This is a genomic window from Kribbella italica (genome assembly GCF_014205135.1).
In the GTDB taxonomy this organism is placed as follows: Bacteria; Actinomycetota; Actinomycetes; order Propionibacteriales; family Kribbellaceae; genus Kribbella; species Kribbella italica.
Genome location: NZ_JACHMY010000001.1, coordinates 2,930,113 through 2,955,498 on the forward strand (window position 1 = coordinate 2,930,113; position 25,386 = coordinate 2,955,498).

General features: G+C 68.6%; 18 protein-coding genes. 4 read left to right on the forward strand and 14 right to left on the reverse strand.

Going from position 1 to position 25,386, the window contains the following annotated elements; translation table 11 throughout:
- Positions 1-92: 92 nt before the first annotated feature.
- From HDA39_RS13545 to HDA39_RS13555, 3 genes are all read right to left on the reverse strand, one after another.
- Positions 93-668, reverse strand: a complete 576-nt coding sequence (locus tag HDA39_RS13545; protein WP_184795567.1) for a hypothetical protein — start codon at positions 666-668, stop codon at positions 93-95.
- A complete protein-coding gene (locus HDA39_RS13550) occupies positions 623-1,645 on the reverse strand; it encodes a LacI family DNA-binding transcriptional regulator (RefSeq protein WP_184795568.1) in 1,023 nt (340 codons plus the stop codon). Before HDA39_RS13550 ends, HDA39_RS13545 begins: the two co-directional genes overlap by 46 nt.
- A 93-nt stretch (positions 1,646-1,738) precedes the next feature.
- Positions 1,739-3,943, reverse strand: coding sequence for a discoidin domain-containing protein (locus tag HDA39_RS13555; protein WP_184795569.1), 2,205 nt, complete (start codon positions 3,941-3,943; stop codon positions 1,739-1,741).
- Between the two features lie 301 nt (positions 3,944-4,244).
- Here HDA39_RS13555 and HDA39_RS13560 point away from each other — a divergent pair, with 301 nt between their 5' ends.
- On the forward strand, positions 4,245-5,186 hold the full coding sequence (locus tag HDA39_RS13560) for a DUF1996 domain-containing protein (protein WP_184795570.1): 942 nt from the start codon (positions 4,245-4,247) through the stop codon (positions 5,184-5,186).
- A 105-nt stretch (positions 5,187-5,291) separates the two neighbouring features.
- On the opposite strand, the gene HDA39_RS13565 is transcribed toward HDA39_RS13560, so the two are convergent.
- From HDA39_RS13565 to HDA39_RS13600, 8 genes are all read right to left on the reverse strand, one after another.
- Positions 5,292-6,236, reverse strand: coding sequence for a sugar phosphate isomerase/epimerase family protein (locus tag HDA39_RS13565; protein ID WP_238356047.1), 945 nt, complete (start codon positions 6,234-6,236; stop codon positions 5,292-5,294).
- Between the two features lie 228 nt (positions 6,237-6,464).
- Positions 6,465-11,858 (reverse strand): ThuA domain-containing protein, encoded by a 5,394-nt coding sequence (locus HDA39_RS13570; RefSeq protein ID WP_184795571.1) that lies wholly within the window; start codon positions 11,856-11,858, stop codon positions 6,465-6,467.
- 99 nt (positions 11,859-11,957) lie between these two features.
- Entirely contained in the window at positions 11,958-13,118 is a 1,161-nt protein-coding gene (xylA, locus tag HDA39_RS13575) for a xylose isomerase (protein ID WP_184795572.1), read from the reverse strand.
- Positions 13,115-14,278, reverse strand: coding sequence for a Gfo/Idh/MocA family protein (locus HDA39_RS13580; RefSeq protein ID WP_184795573.1), 1,164 nt, complete (start codon positions 14,276-14,278; stop codon positions 13,115-13,117). The genes xylA and HDA39_RS13580 overlap by 4 nt, the downstream gene beginning before the upstream one ends.
- A 16-nt stretch (positions 14,279-14,294) precedes the next feature.
- Positions 14,295-15,347, reverse strand: a complete 1,053-nt coding sequence (locus HDA39_RS13585) for a substrate-binding domain-containing protein (RefSeq protein WP_184795574.1) — start codon at positions 15,345-15,347, stop codon at positions 14,295-14,297.
- Between the two features lie 44 nt (positions 15,348-15,391).
- Entirely contained in the window at positions 15,392-16,486 is a 1,095-nt protein-coding gene (locus HDA39_RS13590; RefSeq protein WP_184795575.1) for an ABC transporter permease, read from the reverse strand.
- Complete coding sequence (locus HDA39_RS13595) at positions 16,486-17,994, reverse strand: sugar ABC transporter ATP-binding protein (protein WP_337925739.1); 1,509 nt, start codon at positions 17,992-17,994, stop codon at positions 16,486-16,488. Before HDA39_RS13595 ends, HDA39_RS13590 begins: the two co-directional genes overlap by 1 nt.
- A 29-nt stretch (positions 17,995-18,023) precedes the next feature.
- Entirely contained in the window at positions 18,024-19,304 is a 1,281-nt protein-coding gene (locus tag HDA39_RS13600) for an ROK family transcriptional regulator (protein WP_337925740.1), read from the reverse strand.
- 214 nt (positions 19,305-19,518) lie between these two features.
- On the opposite strand from HDA39_RS13600, the gene HDA39_RS13605 reads away from it, so the two are divergent.
- Positions 19,519-21,042, forward strand: a complete 1,524-nt coding sequence (locus tag HDA39_RS13605) for a glycoside hydrolase family 99 protein (protein WP_184795577.1) — start codon at positions 19,519-19,521, stop codon at positions 21,040-21,042.
- Between the two features lie 55 nt (positions 21,043-21,097).
- Here the strand turns inward: HDA39_RS13605 and HDA39_RS13610 are convergent, their stop codons facing one another.
- Positions 21,098-22,060 (reverse strand): hypothetical protein, encoded by a 963-nt coding sequence (locus HDA39_RS13610; protein ID WP_184795578.1) that lies wholly within the window; start codon positions 22,058-22,060, stop codon positions 21,098-21,100.
- A gap of 325 nt (positions 22,061-22,385) precedes the next feature.
- On the opposite strand from HDA39_RS13610, the gene HDA39_RS13615 reads away from it, so the two are divergent.
- Positions 22,386-22,817, forward strand: coding sequence for a MarR family winged helix-turn-helix transcriptional regulator (locus tag HDA39_RS13615; RefSeq protein WP_337925741.1), 432 nt, complete (start codon positions 22,386-22,388; stop codon positions 22,815-22,817).
- Positions 22,818-22,824: 7 nt separating this feature from the next.
- Positions 22,825-24,042 carry an epoxide hydrolase family protein gene (locus tag HDA39_RS13620; RefSeq protein WP_184795580.1) on the forward strand — a complete coding sequence of 406 codons (1,218 nt, stop codon included), beginning with the start codon at positions 22,825-22,827 and terminating at the stop codon, positions 24,040-24,042.
- On the opposite strand, the gene HDA39_RS13625 is transcribed toward HDA39_RS13620, so the two are convergent.
- Complete coding sequence (locus tag HDA39_RS13625; protein ID WP_184795581.1) at positions 24,043-24,849, reverse strand: dienelactone hydrolase family protein; 807 nt, start codon at positions 24,847-24,849, stop codon at positions 24,043-24,045.
- 52 nt (positions 24,850-24,901) lie between these two features.
- A complete protein-coding gene (locus HDA39_RS13630) occupies positions 24,902-25,234 on the reverse strand; it encodes a YciI family protein (protein ID WP_184795582.1) in 333 nt (110 codons plus the stop codon).
- Positions 25,235-25,386 lie beyond the last annotated feature (152 nt).

The window sequence follows — 25,386 nt, forward strand, 5'->3', positions numbered from 1 at the left end:
ACCAGATGTTCAACTCGCGCTTGGTCGAGTGAGACAGCGGCCACACGAAACCACAGACTTCCTTAGCCCAACAGCCAACAGCAACCAGGCAGCTAATATATAATTCTTCTGTTCTTCTGTTCTTCTGTTCTTCTGTTCTTCTGTTCTTCTGTTCTTCTGTTCTTCTGTTCTTCTGTTCTTCTGTTCTTCTGTTCTTCTGTTCTTCTGTTCTTCTGTTCTTCTGTTCTTCTGTTCTTCTGTTCTTCTGTTCTTCTGTTCTTCTGTTCTTCTGTTCTTCTGTTCTTCTGTTCTTCTGTTCTTCTGTTCTTCTGTTCTTCTGTTCTTCTGTTCTTCTGTTCTTCTGTTCTTCTGTTCTTCTGTTCTTCTGTTCTTCTGTTCTTCTCTTCTGTTCTTCTGTTCTTCTGTTCTTCTGTTCTTCTGTTCTTCTGTTCTTCTGTTCTTCTGTTCTTCTGTTCTTCTGTTCTTCTGTTCTTCTGTTCTTCTGTTCTTCTGTTCTTCTGTTCTTCTGTTCTTCTGTTCTTCTGTTCTTCTGTTCTTCTGTTCTTCTGTTCTTCTGTTCTTCTGTTCTTCTGTTCTTCTGTTCTTCTGTTCTTCTGTTCTTCTGTTCTTCTGTTCTTCTGTTTCAGGCTGAGGCTCGTTCGACCAGGTGGGGGTCGAAGATGGTGCACTGGGGACCCTGGCCTGGGGTGTCGATCTGGGCGAGTAGGAGGCGGGACATTTCTGCGGCCATTTCTTCCAACGGCTGGGCGATGGTGGTGAGGGGTGGGACGGCGGCCCTGGCGGGGGTGCTGTTGTCGAAGCCGATGACGGCGACCTGGTCGGGGACCGTGCGGCCGGCGTCGCGGAGGGCTCGGAGGGCGCCGGCGGCCATCAGGTCGTTGGCGGCGAAGACGCCGTCCAGGTCGGGGACCTGGGTGAGGAGGTGCAGCATGGCCGCCTCGCCGGAGTCCTGGGTGAAGTTGCCGTAGGCAACTGGGATGTGGGGCTGGCCGTGCCTGGCCATCGCCTGGCGGAAGCCGGTGAGGCGGTCCTGGGCGGCGGGGACGTCGGTCGGGCCGGCGATCGTGACGACTTTGCGGCGGCCGCGGGAGATCAGGCGGTCGGCGGCCAGCGCGGCGCCGACCTCGTGGGCCAGGTCGACGTAGCTGATCGGGGCGTGCAGTGCGGGCCGGGCGAACAGGACGGCAGGCAGACCCGCCTCGACGAACAGCCCGGGGAGGATGTCGTCCGCGTGGGTCGAGACCAGCAGCGCGCCGTCCGACGAACCGCGTCGTACGTGGTCGACCGCTTCCAGACGCGCGGCCTCGGAGTCCGCCAGGAAGAGCGTCGGGTGATTGCCCTTCGTACGCAGGTGTTTGACCACTCCCCCGGTGATCCGTCCGAAGAACGGGTCGCTGAGGACCTCCTCCGCCGAGCCGTCGGAACCGGACAGGACCAGGGCGATCGTGCCCGTCCGTCGTCCCGCCAACTGCCGGGCCGCGTTGTTCGGCCGGTAGCCGGTCTTCTCTACCGCTGCGAGCACCTTGCGTTTCAAGGATTCGTCGACCGACGCCTGGCCGTTGACGACGCGGGACACCGTCGCACGCGAGACGCCGGCGACCTTGGCGACGTCTTCCAAGGTGGGCGTACGAGTTGGTGACTTCATGGCAACGGATCGTAGCTCTGTCAACGGCCGGGCCCCTGTTCTTCATCCACAGGTACGGCGGCCCGCCCCGCGGACCGCCGTACCCCACTCGACTCAGCGCCGGTAGACGCCGAACTCGTACAGCGAGTAGCCGAACCCGGTCCCCCGTTGGGTCCCGGTCAGCCGCACGTACCGGCCCGAGCCGGCCACGCCGAGGTCGTCGACGTCACCGTTCCCGTCGGCCGTGGTGTAGACCTGCCGCCAGTTCGCCCCGTCGTCCGACGCCTCGACCCGGTACGACCGCGCGAACGCGCCCTCCCAGATCAGCTGCAGGCTGTCGAACTCCTGGACCGAGCCGAGATCCACCTGGATCCACTGCGGGTCGGCCCAGTCGCTGGCCCAGCGCGTCGTGTTGTTCCCGTCGGTGACGTTCGACGGCGGGAACGGCGCACCGTCACCGACCTGCTGGTACGACGACGCCGTCACCGGCTTGCCCCGGGCGACGTTCGTTCCGGACACGGGCGGCGCGACGACGCGGAAGGACCGTGTCTCGATCCCCACGTTGCCCTTGCCGTCGCGCACGTAGTCGTACAGCTTCCAGACCCCGAGCCGCTGCGGCACGGTGACCGTGAACGGCCCGTTGCCCGACGACGGTGTGGTCACCAGCGCCCCGTTGTTGTCGATGTACTTGCCGCCCACCTTGAACTCGTGGGTCAAAGCGTCGCCATCCGGATCCGACACCGCGACGTTCACCTCCACAGTCCCACCGGCCGGTACGTCGGTGGTGCGGCTCAACGACATCGCCGTGATCACCGGCGGCGTGTTCCCGCCGCCGGCACCGCCGTACGCCTGCCGGATCGCGTAGTACGACAGCCGCTTCTCGCCACCCGGCGCGATGTTGAACCAGACCGCGCCGAAGTCGTTCTCGTTGCCGTAGTGGAACAGCGTCGCACCGAGCGCGACCCCACTGTGCCCGGTGACGCAGTTCCAGGCCTGCAGATAGCCGTCGCGCTTCTGGAGGTCGGTCGGCTCGTTCGGTACGCCGTTCGCGTCGTTCGGGACCTCCCACTCACCGGCCGGTCCGCCCTCGGTCAGGATGTACGGCTTGGTGTAGCCGCCGTTGATCCAGTCCTGCTTGACCTGGCAGACGTTGCCGTACGAGTTGACCGCGAGCAGGTCGAGGTCCGGCGAGTACTGCTTGAAGTACGGCCAGGCGCCGGTCCACGCGTCGGTCGAGGTGACCGGGTGGTTCGGGTCGATCGCGTGGATCGCCTTGGCGCCCTCGTTGACGAACTTCGCGTACTCGATCCGCTGCGTCTCCAGCTCCGCGCCGGAGTAGCAGTTCTGCAGCCCGAGCACCGACTCGTTGCCGACGTTCCACAGCAGCACGCCCGGGTGGTCCTTGTACTCGGTCGTCCAGCGCCGGATCTCGCCGAGCATCGTCTGCTTGTACGTCGTGTCGGTGACGTAGTTGACGCAGCCGCCGCTGCCGGGTCCACCACCAGGCTGGAGCCAGTAGCCGGCGATCACGCGCATCCCGTTCGCGGCCGCGGAGTCGAACAGCGGCTTGGAACTCGCGTCCGTTCCCCACGTCCGCAGGGTGTTGACGCCGATCGACTTGAGCTGCGGGAGGTGCTGCGGGGCGTCGGCCGCGGCCGGTCCCCAGGTCAGGCCCTTGACCTGCCAGGGCGCGCCGTTGACGAGCAGCTGCCAGTTGCCTTGGCTGCCGGCGACCTGGACGGTGCCGTTGCCCTGCGGCGGTCCGCCGGTGCCGGGCGTCCCGTGCACCTCGAGCTCCCAGAGCGAGTAGCCGTAGCCGCCGACGCGCTGGGTGCCGGTCAGCCGGACGTACCGGCCGGCGCCGTTGACGGTGAGCGAGTCGGTGCCGCCGTCGCCCGCGGCGGTGCTGGCCAGCGGCCGCCAGTTCTGGGCGTCGTCGGAGACCTCGACCCGGTACGCCGTCGCGTACGCGGCCTCCCACCGCAGCACGACCTGACTGATCGTCGCGGCCGAGCCGAGGTCGACCTGCAGCCACTGCGGATCGCTGAAGACGCTGGACCACCGGGTGTTCAGGTCGCCGTCGACGGCGGCCGACGCGGGAGTGCCCGCGCCTTCCGACGAAGAGGCAGTGACCGGACGGCCTTGGGAGAGCAGAGTCGCCGCCTGAGCAGGCGCGGCCTGCAGGACGAGGTTGCCGAGCAGGAGGGTGGAGGCGGCAACGGTCGCCGCGAGCAACGACCGCACCCGCCCGCGCCGCCGGACGCGACGCCCGGGGCCGGCGCGGCCGTCCGGCGGAGTGGCTGGAGTGGGGGAAATCATCGGGGAGTGCTCCTTCGCTGTGTGCGTTAGGGCGGTACGGCACAGCGACCGCGGCCCTGGCGGACCACGGTGCGCGAGAGTCAGAGAGCGCTCTCTCGCGAACTGATCGTGGAGCCTGCCCGGCGGCTTGTCAACGGCTCGTTCACGCTCGGCCGGTTCCGGAACCGGGCAGCTCTTGACAGCACGGACGGCCCGATCGACGCTGTTCCAGAGAGCGCTCTCCCGCGATTCCAGACCGCGGGCCGCGTAGTACCCAGTTCCTGCCCACCGCCCCGCGGAATCCCCCGACAGGAGGAGATCCGTGTTCAGCAGAAGGAAGAAGATCCTGTTCGCCGGCGGCACCGCCGCCCTGACCCTCAGCGCTGTCCTCACCGCCGTCGCCGGCACCCAGGCACAGGCCGACGACCTCGTGACCCATCACGAGTTCCAGGTGAACTGCACGGTCAACCACCGTGCCAACGACGACCCCATCGTGTTCCCCAACCTGCCCGGCGCATCGCACGAGCACAGCTTCGTCGGCAACAAGACGACGAACGCGGCCACCACGCTCGACAGCCTGAACGCGCCAGGCCCGTACGCGACCACCTGCCTCAACCCCGACGACCTGTCGGCGTACTGGTGGCCGACGATGTTCCGCGGGTCCGGCACCAGCCAGCCGGTGCAGCAGACCTGGCACCAGACCATCTACTACAAGTCGGGCATCCTCGACTACGCGGCGGTCCGGCCGTTCCCGCCGGGACTGCGGTACGTCGTCGGCAGCCCGACCGCCACGCTCGACCAGTTCCGGACCTCACCGGGCACCGTCGAGGGATGGGAGTGCGGCGACAGCACGCACAACTGGGACTTCCCGTCGAACTGTCCCGCCGGGACCCAGCTCAACATCCGGTACCAGGCCCCGAGTTGCTGGAACGGACGTGACTTGGACACTCCGGACCACAAGAGCCACATGGCGTACCCGGTCAACGGTTCCTGCCCGGCCAGTCACCCGAACCCGGTGCCGATGCTGGAGTTCAAGATCGCGTTCCCCGCCGACGGGGACGTGACCGACGTCCGGCTGGCGAGCGGACGGGGCTACACCTGGCACTACGACTTCTTCAACGCCTGGGACGTCCCGACGCTGGCGGCCCTGGTGAGCCACTGCATCAACGGTGGTCTGCAGTGCAACTCGAGAGGCTTCGACCTCTACAAGCCCGACCGCGGGCAGGTCCTCGGCGACAACTACCGCTTGCCGGGACGCCCCTAGAACACCTGTGGTGCCGGGTCTGGGCAGGACCCGGCACCACAGGCGCGTACTACGAGGAGAAGGCCGCGTCGAACGAAGCGGTCGGCGGGTCGAAGGCCAGCCGCTTCACGAACTCCAGGGCCAGGCGGCACCGGCCAGGCGGTCCATGCCGGCGTCCTCCCACTCGACCGAGATCGGTCCGGCGTACCCGATCGTGTTGAGCATCCGGAAGCACGCCTCCCACGGGACGTCGCCGTGCCCGGTGGAGACGAAGTCCCAGCCGCGCCGCGGGTCGCCCCAGGCCAGGTGCGACCCCATCCGGCCGTTGCGGCCGTTGCCGACCTGGCGCTTGGCGTCCTTGCAGTCGACGTGGTAGATCCGGTCCTTGAAGTCCCACAGGAAACCGACCGGGTCGAGGTCCTGCCAGACGAAGTGGCTCGGGTCCCAGTTCAGGCCGAACGCCTCGCGGTGCCCGATCGCCTCCAGGGCTCGGGTGGTGGACCAGTAGTCGTAGGCGATCTCCGACGGGTGCACCTCGTGCGCGAACTTCACGCCGGCCTCGTCGAAGACGTCCAGGATCGGGTTCCAGCGGTCGGCGAAGTCGGCGTACCCGGCGTCGATCATCGACTGCGGGACCGGCGGGAACATCGCGACGGTCTTCCAGATCGCCGAGCCGGTGAAGCCGACCACGACGTCGACGCCGAGCCGGCGCGCGGCGCGGGCGGTGACGCCCATCTCCTCGGCCGCGCGCTGCCGCACGCCCTCGGGATCGCCGTCGCCCCAGATGTGCGCGGGCAGGATCGCCTGGTGCCGCTGGTCGATCGGGTCGTCGCAGACCGCCTGGCCGAGCAGGTGGTTCGAGATGGTCCAGACCTTGAGGTTGTGCTTCTCGAGGATGTCGAGCCGGTCCTGGACGTACGCGTCGTCCTCGGCCGCCTTCCGGACGTCGAGGTGGTCACCCCAGCAGGCGATCTCCAGGCCGTCGTACCCCCACTCCGAGGCCAGCCGGGCCACCTCCTCGAACGGCAGGTCGGCCCACTGGCCGGTGAACAGGGTGATCGGTCGAGCCATCTCTCCACTCCTTAACAAGCTGAGGTAGTCCAGGGGATGTCCCCGGCGCACGGCCGGAGCGCCTGGCCGGGCGCCGGGGACGAGGACCACTGGGCGGTCCCCCGGCGCTGTGCGAGACCGCTCTCCCGGACGTCCGGGTGGGGCCGAACCACCAGGGCGTTCGGGAGCTCCTGCACGCCTCTCCGCGTCGGACAGGGTGCGGTCTCGCACAGCGACGTGTTCATCGGGTCAGATCTTCTTCCTCAGGTCCTGCCCGACAGCGGTCAGCAAGGTCCGGGCGGGAACGTCCCGCACGGTCTTCGCCTGCTTGAGGTACAGGTCCAGCGCAACGGTCGCGACGATCTTGAGACCCTTGCGCTGTGCCTGCTCGGCCAGCGCGAGCTGCACCTTCATCACCGTGGCCGTTGCCAGCGGCAACGTCCTGGCGACCCGGTACCGCTCGACCAGCTTCTGGGCCTCGGCGTACGACGCCACCACGGTGAACGGCACCTTGGTGATCGAGGTGTTGCCGGCCTTGTCCGTGGCCGTGGCCGCGAGCTCGTGCGCACCGAGCCCGAGCGCGACCCCGTCCAGCTTGCCGCCGGCCGGGAGCGCCTTCCCGTCGACCTTCAGCGTCACTCCGGCGAGCCCGGAGAGCGCATCCGTCGCCGTGGCCGAGACCGCGACCGTCGACGCGACGCCGAGCTTCCCGCCGGACGCCAGCCCGGTCACCGTCGACTTCGGAGCCGTCCGGTCCACCTTGACGGTGACCGACTCCGGCGCCGACACGTTGCCCGCGGTGTCCGAGGCCCGGACCTGGAGCGTGTGCGTCCCGTCGGTGCCGAAGCTGACCGGAGCGGTGTACTCCGACCAGTCGCCGTCGCCGACCTTCTGCTCCAGGTACACCTGACCGGGCTGGTTGTCGGTCGCCATCGCGGTCGCGACGACCGCGTCGGTCCACCACCCGTTCAGGCCCGACGGCGCCGACGGGTTCAGCGACAGGCTGACCTGCGGAGCCACGGTGTCCCGGACGATCTTGAAGTAGTCGAACTTCGCTGTCTTCGAGGCGACCTGGTCGACCCCGAAGGCGTAGATGCCGAAGTTCGCCGACGCCAGCGCCGGGTTCGTCACGGCCGGGAGGGCGGTCCAGGCCAGTCCGTCCGCGCTGTACGAACCGGTGAAGGTCGTCCCGCTCTTGGCCAGCCGCAGGTGCCAGACGCCCTGCGTCGGTGCCGGAGCGTTCGGCTGCGGCGACACGACCGCGTTGTTCACCTCGCTGCGCAGCTCGATCCCCCGCGTCACCGCGGAGCCAGGAGCGTTGCTGGTGAGGTAGTCCAGCTTCACGTAGTTCGCGTCGTCGCCGTACACCATCAGCCCACCTTGCTGGTAGGCCTCGTTGAACGCCGACCCGTCCACCTTGGTCTCGATCGTCCAGTCACCGTCGGGAGCCGGCTGCAGCAGCAGGTTCTTCGGGTTCGTGGCCGTGCCCTGGTAGATGTCGCCGTTGCTGGTGTCGATCTCGACCGCGCCACCGGTCACCCGGTACGCCGCCGGGTCGGGCCGCACGATCGCGGACCAGCGGCACGCGTCCAGCGTCGTACCGGTGAACTCGTCGTCCGGGGTCGGGACCTCGGCCGTGTCGTCCGGCGTGATGCTGAAGTAGTCGAACTGCGCCGCCAGCGGCAGCGCCTCGGTCCGGTTGGCCAGGCCGAACAGCCCGATCCGGGGATTGCTGATCCCGGCCAGCTGCTTGGTCTCGGACATCTCGGTGAAGGTCGCGCCGTCCGCGCTGTACGCCGCCTTCAGGTTCGCGCCGTCACTGGTGAACCGGACCCAGACCGTGTCCGGGTACGTCGCGCCCAGGTTGGCCGTGTTCGACGCGGCCACCTCGTTCGGCGTACCGGCTTCCTCCCGGATGAACTGGAAGATCCGGTCCGCCGCCGACGGAGCGCCGGTCGACCGGCCCTGCAGCACCATCTTGGCGTAGTTGTCGTCGTCGCCGTACACGATCAACCCGGCCTGCTGGTAGGCGAGTCGGGCCGGCAACGTCAGCTTGGCGGTCGCCTGCCAAGCGCCGGCGGGCAACGGCTGCAGCACGATGTTCGGCGTACCGGTGTTGCCGGTGCCGTAGATGTCGGTCGCCGTCAACGGCAGCACCAGGTTGCCACCAGCAACCGACAGCTCCTGGTTGCCTCGGACAACCTCACTCCACAGGCCGGTGTCGAGAGTCGTCCCCTCGAAGCCGTCCGAGCGCCCGGTCAGACAGGTTGGCGGTGCCGGGGTGTCCACCTTGATCGTCAGCTTCGCGGTGCCCTTCGCGCCGCGCGCGTCCGTCACGGTGACGGTCGCCGTGTGGGTACCGGCCGCCGTGTAGGTGTGGCTCGGGTTCTGGCCCGTCCCCGTCGCGCCGTCGCCGAAGCTCCACGCGTACGAGAGCGGAAGGTCGCCCTCGGGGTCGGTCGCCGAGGAGGTGAAGTCCACCTTCAGCGGCGCCTTGCCCTGGAGCACCGACGCGGTCGCCGTCACGGCCGGCCGCTGGTTGTCGGTCACCCCCTTGCCGATGAACTTCACCCAGTTGACGTTCAGCTGCCCCGTCGTCTTGACGAAGTACAGCGGACCGCTGGTCAGCGAAGCGCCACTGACCGCCGCCGAGAAGTTCCCGTACGTCTGCCAGGCCCCCGTCGGCGTCACCTGGATCGTCGCGACGATCGCGCCGTCGGTCGGTGAACCCTGCCGGACCTCGACGGTCGCACCGGCGTCGGGCGAGGCCGCCCGCAGCTCGATCCGGTCGATCCCGGTCAGGTTGGTGGGCTTCCAGCCCCACCAGTCGCCGTCCTCGATGAACCCGATGTTCTTGCCGCCACCGGCGGTGTCACCGGTGTCCTCGACCTGTACGCCGGGAGTCGCACCAGGCCCACCGGTCTCGTTGAAGTACTCGGCCTCGCGCGTCTTCGGCTGCAGCTGCACGACCTTCTCGGTCGTGATCGCCCCGGTGCCCGGGGCACCCTTGTCGGTGTACTTCACCGTCACGATGCCGAAGATGTTCGCGCCGACGTGCCCCTCGTCACCAGGAAGCGGGAACGTCCCCTCACAGCCGCGGTACTGCTCGTACCCGTGCGCGTGCTCGTCGTGGCCCAGCGCGGGCTGGGTGATCACGTCCTGACAGTTCACCGTCCCGTCCTCGGGATCGGTGACGGTCACCTTGTACTTGATGGTGTCGCCGAAGTCGAAGAAGCCGCCGTCGACCGGCGCCTCGATCGAGATGGTCGGCGCCGTGTTGCCCGACGTGATCGAGCGGTTCGACACCGCCGTACGACCATCGCCGTCGGTCACCGTCAACCGGGCCGTGAAGACCCCGGCCGTCGTGTAGGTGTACGTCGGCTTGGCCTCGGTCGAGTCCGTCGTCCCGTTGCCGTCGAAGTCCCACGCCAGCGTGATCGGTTGCCCGTCGGGATCACGCGATCCCGTGCTGTCGAAGGCGACCGTCAACGGTGCCGGGCCGGACGTCTTGTCCGTGGTGAACTGCGCGATCGGCGCGCGGTTGCCTTGGACGTAGTCGATCCGGTAGACGCCGGAGTCGGCGTTGTTGCCGCCGAACCCGCTCCCCCACTCGATCACGTACAGCGCGCCGTCCGGACCGAACTGCAGCGCGTGCGGGCGGATGAAGTTCAGCTTGCCGAGCATCCGCGACACGTCGGTGACCTTCGAGCGGTCGTCGTCGAGCTGCACCGAGAACAACCGGCTGTCGTTCCAGTCGGCGAAGACCGCCTTGCCGTCGAAGTACTGCGGCCACTTGCGGTCGGAGTCGCTGTCCGGGTCGAACTGGTACGCACCACTGGTCATCGGCGCGCCACTGCCACCGATCTCCGGTACGCCGGTCGTCGACTTGCCCATCCACAGGCTGGCCGGGATGGCCGGCGGCAGCTGGGTGATACCGGTGTTGTTCGGCGAGTTGTTCACCGGCGCCGCGCAGTTGAACGTCGCGCCCGAGGTCCCGGTGGCGAAGTCGTGGTCGTTGTACGGCGTGTTGTTGCCGACGCAGTACGGCCAGCCGTAGAAGCCCGGCTTGTCCAGGATGTCCCACTCGACCCGGCCGTCCGGGCCACGGGTCGGCGAGACCTGCCCGGCGTCCGGACCGTAGTCCGCGACGAACAGGTGGTTGGTGGTCGGGTCGATCCCGATCCGGAACGGGTTGCGGAAGCCCATCGCGTAGATCTCGGGCCGCGTCTTCGCCGTACCGGCCGGGAACAGGTTGCCGTCGGGAACGGTGTACGAGCCGTCGGCCTCGATGTGGATCCGCAGGACCTTGCCGTTCAGGTTGTTGCTGTTGGCACTGCTGCGCTGGGAGTCCCAGGCGGCGCGGCCGGCCCGCTCGTCGATCGGCGAGTAGCCGTCGGAGTCGAACGGGTTGCTGTTGTCACCGGTCGCGACGAACAGGTTGCCATTGTTGTCGAACTCCAGCGCACCACCGGCGTGACAGCACTGGTCGCGCTGGGTGTCGATGCGGATGACCTGTTTCTCGCTGGCCAGGTCGAGGGTGTCACCGTTCACCTTGAACCTGGAAACCCGGTCGAACGGCTCGGCGCCGGCCGGTGAGTAGTACAGGTAGAGGAAGCCGTTGGTGTCGAAGGCCGGGTCGAGCGCGATGCCGAGCAGGCCGAACTCCTGACCGGTGTAGACGTTCAGCGTCCCGGCGGTGACCACCGAGCCGTCGGTCTTGACGATCTTCACGGCGCCGTTGCGGTCGATGTAGAAGACCCGGCCGTCTTTGGCGATGGTCAGTTCCATCGGGTTCGACGTGTCGTCGTCGAGGGCGACCTTCTGGTAGCTGTCGCTCAGCGAGGCGCCGCAGTCGGCCGGCTGGACGCCCGCCGCGGTCTTGAGGCCGCCGAGCAGGTGCTCGCGGAAGACCGGGTCGGCGTACGACTCGATCGTGTGGCCCATGCCGGTGTACCACGCGCGGCCGCCGTCGTAGTCCTGGCACCACGCGATCGGGTGCTCGGCGCCCATGTTGCCGCCGGTGTACGACGACTCGTCCATGGAGGCGAGCACGTGCACGGTGTCGCGCGGGTTGGTCCGGTAGTTGTACCACTCGTCGGTGCGGTTCCAGGTCGTCGGCGCGTTCGCCGTCGACGGGTGTGCATGGTCCTCCACCTTGACGTTCGCGTTCGGCGTTCCGGGCGGGTGGCTGTCGAAGTACGAGCCGACCAGCTTGCCGTACCAGGGCCACTCGTACTCGGTGTCCGAGGCCGCGTGCACGCCGGCGTACCCGCCGCCGCCCTGGATGTAGCGCTCGAACGCGGCCTGCTGGTCGGCGTTCAGCACGTCACCGGTGGTCGACATCCAGATGACCACCTCGTACTTGGCCAGCTCGGTGTCGTTGAACATCGCCGCGTCCTCGGTCGCGGTGACGGTGAAGTTGTTCGCGGCCGCCAGGTCCTTCACGGCCTGGATCCCGGCCGGGATCGAGTCGTGCCGGAACCCGGCGGTCTTGCTGAAGATCAGTGCGTTGAACGTCTCGTCCCCGTGGCCCGGGTGGGCCCGCGCGGGAACGGCGCTGAGCGGAATCGCCAAGGCGGCGATCAGCGCCAGCAGCACGGCACGGACAACCGTGCCGTGCAAGCGCCTGCGTAGCTGGTGCATGAGGGTGCTCCTTATGGGTCGGATAAGGTGCGCGCTCCATCGGTTTCCGGGGCGGGTCCCCGGGCGTCGGCCCTGGTACAGCTACTTACTTCAGGTGCGTCAGCGGACGCCGAGCAGGTGGTCCATCGCCAGCTGGTCGAGCTTCTCGAAGCCGAGGCCACGAGCCGCCAGCGCTTCGGGGTCGTAGGTTGCCTTGCGCAACTCGTCGAGGGACTCGCCCGCGCCGAGCGTCGGCTGGGACAGGTCCCCGACCCGTGCGGCGGCCAAGGCCTCGTGGACCTCGGGGTCGGCCCGGAACGCGGCGACCTTCTCGCGCAGGATCAGGTAGTTGCGCATGCAGCCGCGCGCGGTCTCCCAGACGCCGTCCAGGTTCTCCGTGCGCGGCGGCTTGTAGTCGAAGTGGACGTAGCCGTCGTACCCGGGTTGGCCTTCGGCCCCCTGCAGTACGTCGACGGTCCAGAAGGCCTCGCGCAGGTTGCCGGCGCCGAAGCGCAGGTCCTGGTCGAACCGCGGCCCGTGCTGCCCGTTCAGGTCGATGTGGAACAGCTTGCCGTGCCACAGCGCCTGGGCGATGCCGTGCGCGTAGTTCAGGCCGGCCATCTGCTCGTGCCCGACCTCGGGGTTGATCCCGACCAGCTCCGGGTGCTCGAGGTCGTTGATGAAGGCAAGGGCGTGCCCGATGGTCGGCAGCAGGATGTCGCCGCGCGGCTCGTTCGGCTTCGGCTCCAGCGCGAACCGCAGGTCGTAGCCCTGCTCACGCACGTACGTCGTGAGCAGGTCCATCGACTCCTTGTACCGGTCCATCGCGGCCCGGACGTCCTTCGAACCGCCGGACTCCGAGCCTTCGCGACCGCCCCACAGCACGTACGTCGTGGCGCCCAGCTCGGCGGCCAGGTCGACGTTGCGCAAGATCTTGGCCAGCGCGTACCGGCGGACGTCGCGGTCGTTGGCGGTCAGGCCGCCGTCCTTGAAGACCGGGTGGGCGAACAGGTTTGTGGTGGCCATCTCGACCACCAGGCCGGTGTCGGCCAGTGCCTTGCCGAACCGGGCGAGCACCGCCTGGCGCTGCGCGTCGTCCGGGACCAGGTCGTCGTCGTGGAAGGAGACGGCGGCGGCACCCAGCTCGGCGAGCTTCTCGACCGCCAGCACCGGGTCGAGCGGCGCGCGGACCGCCGTACCGAAGACGTCGACACCTTCCCAGCCGACCGTCCACAGACCGAACGAGAACTTGTCGGCCTTGGTCGGTTCGTATGCGTTCATTCAGGAATCTCCTGCCATTGTCGGGAGGCCGAGCTGTCTTCCACGGCCGCGAGGACGCGCTGGACCTGCAGGCCGTCGGCGAACGACGGCTCCGGGTCCTTGCCCTCGGCAATCGCCGTGACCAGGTCGACCACTTGGTGGGTGAAGCCGTGCTCGTAGCCGAGCAGGTGGCCCGGGGGCCACCAGGCGGCGACGTACGGGTGGGTCGGTTCGGTGGCGAGGATGCGCCGGAATCCGGCCGTCTCGGCGTCCTCGGTCGCGTCGTAGTAGTGCAGGAGGTTCAGGTCCTCGAAGTCGAAGGCCAGGCTGCCCAACGAGCCGTTGATCTCGATCCGGATCGCGTTCTTGCGGCCGGTGGCGAACCGGGTCGCTTCGAAGACGCCGAGCGCACCGCTACGGAAGTTCGCGATGAACACCGCGGCGTCGTCGACCGTCACCGGGCCGCGCTCGGCGCTCGCCGTACCGGACAGGCCGCTGTGCGCCTCGGCCTTGGGACGCTCCTTGACGAACGTCTCCAGCCGGCCGCTCACCTCGGCGATCCGGTCGCCGGTGATGAACTGGGTCAGGTCGACGATGTGCGCGCCGATGTCACCGAGCGCGCCCGAGCCGGCCTTCTCCTTGTCCAGGCGCCACGACAGCGGCGCCTCCGGATCGGCGATCCAGTCCTGCAGGTACTGCGCCCGGACGTGCCGGACGGTGCCGAGCTTGCCCTCGGCCACGAGTTTGCGGGCCAGCGCGATCGCCGGGACCCGCCGGTAGGTGAACCCGACCATCGACCTGATCCCGCCGGCCGCCGCCTTCGCCGCCGCGGCGGCCATCGCCTCGGCTTCGGCGACGGTGTTGGCCAGCGGCTTCTCGCAGAGCACGTGCTTGCCGGCCTCGAGCGCGGCGATCGCGATCTCGGCGTGGCTGTCGCCCGGCGTACAGACGTCGACCAGCTGGACGTCCTCACGCTGCAGCAGCGCGCGCCAGTCCGTCTCGGTCGTGCTCCAGCCGAGCTTGCCGGCTGCCGCCTGTACTGCTTCTTCGTTACGGCCGCACAGGACGTTGAGGTCCGGGTGCAGCGGCAGGTCGAAGAAGCGCGGTGCGTTGCGCCAGGCCTGCGAGTGGGCGGCCCCCATGAAGGCGTAGCCGATCAGGCCGATGCCCAGGTTCGTCATACCGTGTGTCCCTTTCTCAGCTCTCGAAGGCAGTCGGGAGATACTGGTCCACGTTGTCCTTGGTGACGACCGGGGCGTACAGCTGGACGGTGCGCGGGACCTCGACCTCCACCAGGTCGCCGAGGGACTTCTTCTGCACCAGCAGCCGGGCCAGGCGGACGCCGTCCGCGCCCTGGGTGGACGGGTAGATGACGGTGGCCCGCATCAGCGTGTTGCCGGCCTTGATGTCGCGCATCACGTTGGCCGAGCCGGCGCCGCCGACCACGAAGAACTCCTTGCGGCCGGAGTTCTTGATCGCGGCCATCACGCCGACGCCCTGGTCGTCGTCGTGGTTCCAGATCGCGTCGATCTTCGGCGCGGCCTGGAGCAGGTTGGCCGCGGCCTTCTCACCGGACTCGACGGTGAACTCGGCCGCGACCCGGTTGCTGACCTTCAGGCCGCAGTCGGCGAGCGCCTCCTTGAAGCCCTGGCTGCGCGCCTGGGTGAGCGGCAGCGAGTCGATGCCCGCGATCTCGGCGACCACCGCGTCGGTCTTGCCCTTGAGTTCCTTGCAGATGTAGGTCCCGGCCGAGACGCCCATGCCCTTGTTGTCACCGAGCACGGTGGTCCGGGCCGCGAAGGTGCTGCCGAACTCACGGTCGACGTTGACCACGGTGATGCCGGCGTCCATCGCCTTGGTCGCGACCGCGGTCAGCGCGGCGCCGTCGAACGGCAGCAGCACGATCGCGTCGACCTTCTGGTTGATGAAGGTCTCCACCTGGCTGATCTGCAGGTTCACGTCGTTGGTGCCCTCGGCCACGATCAGCTCGACGTCGGAGAACTTCTTCGCCTCGGCCTGGGTGGCCTTGGTGATCGCGCCCATCCAGCCGTGGTCGGCGGCCGGCGCGGAGAAGCCGATCTTGACCTTCTGGCCCGGTTCGTCGTTCTTGCCACCGGCCACGGCCTGGGTGGCCCCGGTGTCGGAGGTCTTCTCGGCCTCCGGGGTGTTGCTGGTGCAGGCGATCAGCGCCAGCGAGCTCAGGCCGGCGATACCGGCAACCTTCAGGAACCGCGCGGGTCGTGCGGACATCATCGTCCTCCAATGTGCGAACTGCTCTACAGGGGTTACGAAACTCATGGTGTGGTGGCGCGGGCGGCCAGGCGCTGCTGGAGGAGGACCGCGATCACGATGATCAGGCCCTTCGCCACCGACTGCGCGGAGATGCTCAGGTTGTTCAGGGTGAAGACGTTGTTCAGGGTGGTGAAGATCAGGACACCGAACACGGTGCCGACGATCGTGCCGCGGCCGCCGGACAGCAGCGTGCCGCCGATCACCACGGCCGCGATCGCGTCCAGCTCGTACAGCTGGCCGTGGGTCGAGCTGCCGGTCGTCGTACGGGCCATCAGCATGACGGCGGCGATGCCGCAGCACAGGCCGGCGAGCACGTAGAGCGCGACGGTGTGCCGCTGGACCTTGATGCCGGCCAGGCGGGCCGCTTCGGCGTTGCCACCGACCGCGAACGTGCGGCGGCCGAACGTGGTCCGATTGAGCAGCACCCAGCCGAGCGCGGCGACGATCACGAACATCCAGACCAGGACCGGTACGCCGATGAACGAACCACCGAACAGGTCGAGGAACGGGTTGACGGTGATGATCTGGGTCTTGCGATCGGAGATGATCTCGGCCAGACCGCGCGCTCCGGCCAGCATCGCCAGCGTCGCGATGAACGGCACGATCTTGCCGTAGGCAATGAGCAGGCCGTTCACGAGGCCACACGCGGCACCCACCAGGAGGGCCGTGGAGACCATGAAGATCATGCCGTAGTCGGCGGCCATCTGCTGGGTGGCCAGCGTGGTCGCCCAGACCGAGGCCAGCGCGAGCATCGCGCCGACCGACAGGTCGATCCCGCCACCGGTGATGACGAAGGTCATCCCGATGCTGACCACCCCGACCACCGCGGCCAGCCGCAGGATGGTGAGCACGTTGGCGCTGGTGGCGAAGGTGTCGCCGGCCGTGATCACCCCGACGATGCAGAGCAGCACCAGCGCGACGACGAGCCCGACGTTGCGGCCCAGGCCGGTGCGCAGGATGCTCGCCGCTCCCCCGCCGTTGCGGGGCGCGCCGGGCTGGCGGGTGGTCGACTGGGTCGACGCCGTGGCCGGTACCGCGTCCTGCACCTTGTCCCCCGCAGCTGTTGCCGTTTCCGGTCGTGCGACTTCCTCACTCATCACACGGCACTTCCTTCCATCACCAGGTCGAGCACCTGGTGCTCGTCGATTTCGTGCGCGGGACCGGTGTGCACGGCCCGCCCCTCCCGCATCACCACGACCCGGTCGGCCAGACCGAGCACTTCCTCGACCTCGCTGGAGACCAGCACGATCGCGACGCCGTTCGCGGCCAGCTTGCGAACCAGCGCGTAGATCTCCGACCGCGCCCCGACATCGACTCCTCGGGTCGGTTCGTCGAGCAGCAGCACCCGGCAGTCGCGGAGCAGCCAGCGGGCCAGGACGACCTTCTGCTGGTTGCCGCCGGACAGGTTGCGGACCGGGTGCTCGACCCCAGGTGGGCGGACGTCGAGCGCCTTGGTCAGCTCCTCGGCCGCCTTCTTCTCGGCGTGCCCGTTGAGGAACCCACCACTGGCGAACCGCTGCATGGTGGAGACCGTGATGTTCTTGTAGACCGCTTCGTCGAGCAGCAGCGCCTGGCTCTTGCGCTCCTCGGGCGCGAGCCCGACGCCGGCCTTGACCGCCGCCTGGACCCGGCCCGGGCGCAGCGTGACGCCGTCGACGCGGACCTCGCCGGTGGCGGCCTTGCGGGCGCCGTACACGGTCTCCAGTACTTCGGACCGGCCGGAGCCGACCAGTCCGGTCAGGCCCAGGATCTCGCCGGCCTTGACCTCGAAGCCGATGTCCTCGAACTCGCGCGGCCGGGACAGGCCGGTCACCTCGAGCACCGTCTGCGCGTCCTGGGGGATGGTGGCCCGGGGCGGGAAGACGTACTCGATCGAGCGGCCGGTCATCAGGCGGATCAGCTCGGACGTCGGCGTCTGGCGCGCGTCCAGGCCGGTGGCGACGGTGGCGCCGTCCTTGAGCACGGTGACCCGGTCGCCGATCTCGCGGATCTCCTCCAGCCGGTGCGAGATGTAGATGACCGCGACACCACGAGACGTCAGGTCGCGGATCACGCGGAACAGGTTGCCGACCTCCTCGGAGTCGAGCACGGCGGACGGCTCGTCCATCACGATCAGCTGCGCGTCCCGGGAGAGCGCTCTGGCCATGCTCACCACCTGCTGGCCGGCGGCCGGGAGCAGCCCGACTGTGCGGCCGACGGGGATCTCGCCGTGGCCGAGGCCCTCGAGCAGCTCGCGCGCCCTGGTGTTCGTCTCGTGCCGCCGGGTCAGCCCGAACCGGGCCGGCTCGTGGCCGAGGAACACGTTCTCGGCGACCGTCAGGTCCGGCACCAGGTCGAGCTCCTGGTAGATCGCGGCGATGCCGAGATCGATCGCGGCGGTCGGGCTGTTCAGCGCGACCTCGTTGCCGTTGACAACGATCGTGCCTTCGTCCGGCTGGTGCGCGCCGGTCAGCACGCGGATCAGCGTCGACTTGCCGGCGCCGTTCTGGCCGAGCAGGCAGTGCACCTCCCCCCGCCGTACGTCGAGATCGACGCCGTCCAGCGCCCGGACGCCGGGAAACTCCTTCACGATCCCGGTCATCCGCAACAGTTCTTCGTCGGCCACCCCATCACCTTTCCTGGTGTTCTGACTGCTCATTGCGCGACCCCGGTGGCGTCGCGGCCGATCAGGGTCGGGTCCAGGAAGACCTGGTCGAGCGAGATCTGCGCCCCGCCCCGGACCGCCGCGGTGAACCCGAGCTCGGACTGCACCACGCGGCAGCCGCCACCGTCGGGAGCGATCACGCGGTCGCGGATCGCGCTCTCCAGCGGTTCCTTCAGCCAGGGGCCGAGGACGGCGAAGTACCCGCCCAGCACCAGGACGTCCGGGTTCAGGATGTTCACCAGGATCGCGCCGCCGATGCCCAGCCAGGTCCCGACGTCGGCGAGAGCGCGCAGCGTCCGCGCTCCCCCGGCCTCGGCCCGGCGGGTGATCTCCGCCAGCCGCTGCTCGACGTCGAGCGACGGGTCCCGGACGGGGTCGTCGGCGTCGGTCGCCTTGTTGAGCAGGGCGGTCAGCCCGACGACGGTCTCCCAGCATCCGGTCCGGCCGCAGCCGCAGATCCCACCGGCCGGCGCGACCGGCATGTGCCCGACCTCGCCGCTGAACCCGCGGCCGCCGCGCAGCAGGTGCCCGCCGGCGACCATGCCGCCACCGACACCGATCGCGCCGGTCAGCAGGACGATGTCCTCGACGTTGCTTCCGGACTCCTTGCGCAGTTCCGAGTACGCCGCCAGCGCGGCGAGGTTCGCCTCGTTGTCCACGCGCACGGCGTACGCCGGTCCGCCGAGCCGTTCGCGCATCTCGTCGACGATCTGCAGCTCGCCCCAGCCCAGGTTCGGCGCGAGCTTCAGCGAACCGGTCGTACCCTGCACCAGACCCGGCGCCGCCAGCGTCACGCCGGCGGTCTGGCCGCCTCGGGCGGTGACAGCGGTCACGGCGTGCTGGACGAGCTCGGCGAGGTGGTCGAGCGTCGTACCGGGTGCGAGGTGGGCCACGTCGAGCGGGACGCGGCGTTCGATCACGGTGTCGCCGCTGAGGTCGAGCGCGGTGACGGCGAGGTAGTCGACGTTGATCTCGGCGCCGACCCCGCAGACCGCGCTGCCGTCGAGCTCGACCAGTTGCCCGGGGCGACCGAGCGCGCCGCGCTCGGACTCGGCCCGGCCGTCCCGGAGCAGACCGCGCTCGACGAGCTCGGCGACCAGGCTGGAGACGGTGGCCTTGTTCAGGCCGGTGTCCGCGGCGATCCGGGCCCGCGACTTGGGGCCGTCGGAGCGCACGTGCCGGAGAACGACGGAGAGGTTGTTGCGGCGCAGCGAAACGTGGTCGGCGGCAACCACACCACCGCCCGGCCGACTGCCGTCGGTCAGCGTCACAGAACCCCACCCCTTCTCCCCCGACAGGAGAACGGCACCGGCGTTGTGACGCCGGTCACAGACTTTGTCTGTTGAGCCAACAAACTAAGTACAGCGTCACGCCGCGTCAAGATGTCAGCTCCAAGAGATTTTGGTCTTGGTCTTTCATCTGATTGTTGATATTTTGCGGCCACTCTCCGCAGTCCTGTCCGCCCCAACCAGGAGCCTGCACACCATGACTCTCACTCGACGCACCTTCCTGGTCGCCTCCGCGGCCACCGCAGCCACCGCCAGTTCCGTCGGCAGTGCGCTCTCCGCGTCCGCCAGCACCCTGGCCAGTCCGCCCGGCGACGTGGTCGGCAAGATCACCGTCGGCTACCAGGGCTGGTTCGCCTGCGCCGGCGACGGCGCCCCGATCAACGGCTGGTGGCACTGGAGCAACAACTGGGGCCAGCCGCCCTCGCCGACCAACAACGCGCTCGGCAGCTGGCCCGACGTCCGCGACTACACGGCGACGTACCAGACGGCGTACGCGAACCTCGGCAACGGCCAGCCCGCGAAGCTGTTCTCGTCGTACGACCAGCAGACGGTGAACACGCACTTCCAGTGGATGCAACAGAACGGCTGTGACACGGCCGCGCTGCAGCGGTTCAACCCGTTCGGTGGTGAGGGCCCGACCCGGGACGCGATGGCGGTGAAGGTGCGTCAGGCCGCCGAGCAGTACGGGCGGAAGTTCTACATCATGTACGACGCGACCGCGTGGCAGAACATGCAGCCGGAGATGAAGCAGGACTGGATCGACAAGATGCGCGCGTACACGGCGTCCCCGGCGTACGCGAAGCAGAACGGCAAGCCGGTCGTCTGCATCTGGGGCTTCGGCTTCAACGAGGCGAACAAGGCGTGGCCGGCCTCGGTCTGCCTGGACGTCGTGAACTGGTTCAAGGGCCAGGGCTGCTACGTGATCGGTGGTGTGCCGACGCACTGGCGGCGTGGGGTCGAGGACTCGCGGGCCGGGTATCTGGACGTCTACCACGCGTTCGACATGCTGTCGCCGTGGATGGTCGGCCGGATCCAGGACGTGGCCGGCGCGGATCACTACTACAACAACGTGAACCAGCAGGACCAGGCCGACTGCAACGCGTTCGGGATCGACTATCAGCCGTGCGTGATTCCTGGTGATCTGCAGTCGGGGCACCGGCGGCACGGCGACCTGATGTGGCGGCAGTTCTACAACCTGACGCGGGTCGGCGTACAGGGCCTGTACATCTCGATGTTCGACGAGTACAACGAGGGCAACCAGATCGCGAAGACTGCTGAGAGCTCGGCCTTTGTGCCTGGTGGGTCAGGGATTCGGGCGCTCGACGAGGACGGTACGGCGTGCTCTTCGGACTACTACCTGCGGCTGACGAACGACGGCGGGCGGATGTTCAAGGGGCAGCTCGCATTGACGCCGAACCGGCCTACGCCGCCCGTGGTTTCCCCGGGTGCTGGTGGTGTGGTGTTCTTCGAGCACGTCGACTATCTGGGCGTTGCCGGGGCTGCACTTGCCAAGGGCAACTACACGCGGGCGCAGCTGCAGGCGGCGGGTGTCCACGACAACTGGGCGTCGTCGGTGCGGATCCCGTCCGGGTGGACGGTCACGGCGTACGCCGAGGACAACTTCGGCGGGCAGTCGTGGACGTGGTCGTCGAACACGCCCAACTTCACGACGCTGTCACCGAACGCGAACGATCATCTGACGTCCTGCCGGATCTCGTAGCTTCTGTTTGCGCCAGGCGAACCCGACCTTCACCGGAGGTCGGGTTCGCCTGTGGCTACAGGAGTTCGAGGCTGTCGGTGGCCAGCGTGATGACGGCTCCGTCGAGGTGCAGGCGGCAGGCGATGGCGTGGCCGGCGCAGGTGAACAGCGCCGGACCGGCGACGTCGACGACCTTGTAGGCAACGGGTTGTGCGCAGCGATCGGTCGGCCCCTGCTGCTCGTGGTGGCAGCCGAGGACGTGACAGGTCGCGACCTCGCCGACGTTCATCAGCGTGAGGCCGTGGTCGGGGCAGACACCCCACGTCACTCCACAGACCTGGCCTTCGCTGGCCGCGAGCCGGACCAAGCTGCCGGCCGTCGACTGCAGCTCGCTCGCCACCGCCCGGAACGTCTCGACGGCGTTGTCGAGGTCCCGGCGGAGCTGGCGTGACGCGACCGTCTCGGGCATGCCCTGGGTCGCGGCGAGCAGATCCTCGGACAGCGCTTTCGCGGCCAGCGCGATCTCGTCCACGCGGACCGGCGTACCGAATCCTGCCTGGCGTGGGGCGACGGTGACCGGGCGCCCGTTGGCCAGGGCGATCTGCTGCCAGCCGGGGGTCTCGGGAGGGCGCTCCCCCGTGTTCTCGGGCGGCTTCACGCCGGCCGTCTCTACCGTGCTCACTGCGGCGGTCTCACCTGTTCTCGCTGCGGCGGCCTGACCGGTCTTGGCTCCGGCGGTCTCGTCCGTCTTCTTGTTCTGGCCCGCGGCCGTCCGGTGCTCGGCCGTCGGCTGAGCGGCCGTCGGCTGAGCGGCGGTCGGCTGAGCGGCGGTCTCACCAGGACCGCCGTTCGGGCCGCTGCCGGGATCGCCGAAGAAGCCGTTGCCCGGCGTACCGGGACCGTTCGGACGAGCCTGACTGCCGCCGACCATCACCTGCGCGCCCCACCCGGGTTCGTCCCGGTGGCCGGCGTCAGCCGTGCCGTTCGACCAGCGCGACCTCTCGGTGTCGCCGCGGTTCGCTCGTTTGGCTCTCGCCATTCGCCGCCCCCTGATGACGTGTCTCCCCGGTGGCCGATGGTGCCATGCCCGCAGGGGGTGCGACCAGAGCAAATCACCGAGCGTCACACAGGGCTGAACAAGCCTTGCGCAGAGCAACGACCCCAGCCGGTGCAGCCCGCCGTGGCGCGACAGACACCTCGTCCACCGGGACAGATGCCCTTGGCGCTCACGCCCCAACCGCAGCCGCGGAATTCCCAACGCGCCCTTAACACTTGCCGTCAGCACGTGTCGGTAACTACACGCACCGAAACCGCTCCCCGGGCCACCGCTGTGAGTTACATCGAAAATTGATATGGTCTGTCGCGTGCCGGAACCCGCGCCCGACCTGGACGACCTGACCACCGCGATCGAGGACTTCACCACGATCTTCATCCGGCTGCCGTCGGTCCGCCGGTTCAACTTCTCGACGCTGTCGGTCCTGCACACGCTCGCGCGCCGGGGCCCGTTGCGGCTGACCGACCTGACCGCCACCGAGCAGCTCAAGCAGCCGGCCCTCACCAGCCTGGTCGCGAAGCTCGAACGCGACGGCCTGGTCTCGCGGGCCCCGGACCCTCGGGACGGACGCGCGGTCCTGCTCTCGCTCACCGACGCCGGGCAGGCGATCGTCGCCTCCCGCCGCGTCAGCCGCGTCGAGCGCCTGGCCGAGCTCGTGGACCAGCTGAACGACGAAGAACGCGCTCTCCTGAGCGACTCCGTCCGAGTCCTGAAACGCCTGACCGAGATCGCCACCCTGTGAGGACACGATGACCTTCCCCTTCGACCAGACCCCGGTCCACGTCACCGACGAGGTGCTCGAGGATCTTCGGGCCCGGCTGCGCGCGACCAAGTGGCCGCTGGACGCCGGCAACGACGACGGGCACTACGGCGTACGGCGTACTGAGCTGCAGGAGCTGGTCGCGTACTGGGCCGACGGGTTCGACTGGAGAGCCTCGGAGAGCGCGATCAACAGCTACGAGAACTACCGGGTCGACGTCGGCGGCGTACCGGTGCACTTCCTGCGCAAGGCGGGCGTCGGGCCGCGGCCGGTCCCGCTGATCCTGAGTCACGGCTGGCCGTGGACGTTCTGGCACTGGTCGAAGGTGATCGACCGGCTCGCCGACCCCGCGGCGTACGGAGGTGATCCGGCCGACGCCTTCGACGTGATCGTGCCGTCGCTGCCCGGCTTCGGGTTCTCCACGCCGCTGGAGCGGCCGGACATGAACTACTGGAAGATCGCCGACGTGTGGCACGCGCTGATGACCGGCGTACTGGGCCACGACCGGTACGCCGCCGCGGGCAACGACGTGGGCGCGCTGGTGACCGGGCAGCTCGGGCACAAGTACGCCGACGAGCTGTACGGGATCCACATCGGGTCGGCGCTGAAGCTGTCGTTCTTCACCGGCGACCGCGCGTGGGACATCACGGGCGGGCGGGCGATCCCTTCTGGTGCCCCGGAGGAGGTCCGGTCCCGAATCCTCGCGGTGGAACGACAGTTCGCCGTCCACCTGTCCGCGCACATGCTCGCGCCGTCGACGCTCGCGTACGGGCTGTCCGACTCCCCCGCCGGGTTGCTCGCGTGGTTGCTGGAGCGCTGGGACAAGTGGTCCGACGACGGAGGCGACGTGGAGAGCGTGTTCTCGAAGGACGAGCTGCTCACGCACGCGACCATCTTCTGGGCCGGCGACTCGATCGAGACCTCGATCCGCACGTACGCCAACAACAACCGCTACCCGTGGACGCCGTCGCACGATCGCCGGCCGGTCGTGGAGACACCGACCGGGATCACCTTCGTCGACTACGAGAACCCGCCCGGCGTCCGGACGGGCGCGGAGCGCATCGCCAACTTCCTGGCGAGTGACCGCGCGGACTGGTACAACCACACGAACATCACCTGTCATCCGCGGGGCGGGCACTTCATCCCGTGGGAGATCCCGGCGGAGTGGACGGACGACGTACGCCGAACCTTCCGCGACCTCCGCTGATCAGGTCAGGTGCTCGCGGAGAAACTCGACGGTCCGAGCGCGGGCCGCGAGGGCCGGGTGACCTGGGGTGTCGCGCACCTCGGCGGTGAGGACCTGATGGGCGGAGGACTTGAACCCGCCGGGGTTGCCCGGGCCGGAGTCGAGCTCGATCACCTCGAAGGCGTCGCCGAGGCTCGCGCGCAGGGTCGCGAAGCGTTCGGCCGGTACGGCCCGGTCCTTCGTGAAGCGCAGGCCGAGGACGCAGAGGCCGTCGGCCCGCGTGCGCTCGGCGATGCGCTCCAACTCCTGGCGCGAGAGCCCCGGATCGCGCCGCCGGGCCGGGCTGATCGGTCCGGGAGTCGCCGGCTGGCTCATCACGGGCGCCAGGACGACGTCGTCCACCGCCGTCGCCAGGGCGAACCCACCGGTAAAGCACATGCCGATCACGCCGACACCGCGTCCCGGCGTACGGGCTGCGAGGTCGGCGGCGACCGCGCGCAGGTACCGCGTGATCGGCCGCTCGGCGTCGACCGCGAACGCGCGGAACTCCTTCGACACACACAACCGCGCGAACACGCTCACGGCGTATCCGGCCGACTCCTCCCGCCCGGGCGTACCGAACGGCGACGGAACGACGACCGTGAACCCTTCGTCGACGAGATGCTGCGCGAGCCCAAGCACCTCCGGGGTGATCCCGGGGATCTCCGGAATCAGTACGACGCCGGGCCCGGAGCCCTTCTCGTAGCAGTCGTAGGTCAGCCCGCCGCCGGTGAACGGCGCCTTCCGCCACCCGGCCAGCTCGGACCTCGGTGCAGAACCATCAGCCATCGACGCACTCCCCAACAGGTGGACTCCCACCCTAGGGCCACTGAGCGCCGTACTACTCCTTGATCGCGCGGATCTCGACCATGCCGATCTCCGCGACCGGGTGCTTGGACGCGATCTCGATCGCCTCGTCGAGGTCGCGGCACTCGATCAGGTCGTACCCGCCCATCTGCTCCTTCGACTCCGCGAACGGCCCGTCGGTGGTCACCACGCGGCCCCGGCGCCGACTCACGCCGGTCCCCTCCGCCGGCGGCCGCAGCGCGTCGCCGTACAGCCGCACCCCGCGAGCCGACATCTCGGCCACCCACGCCTCGGTCGCGGCCACCATCTCCGCCGGCACCGGCCCGTCGAACTCGAGGTCCGGCCGGATCAACAGCATGTACTTCATCGCCACCCTCTTCCCGGGACCGGCCCCCTCCGGGCGTCCCACCGGTAACGTCGGGACAACATTGCATCTATTGACATCCCAGCGGCCCCGAAACCGTCCCTCGGCTCTGACATACTCCGCCCCAGAATGTCACTCTGAGACCCTTGGGGGGG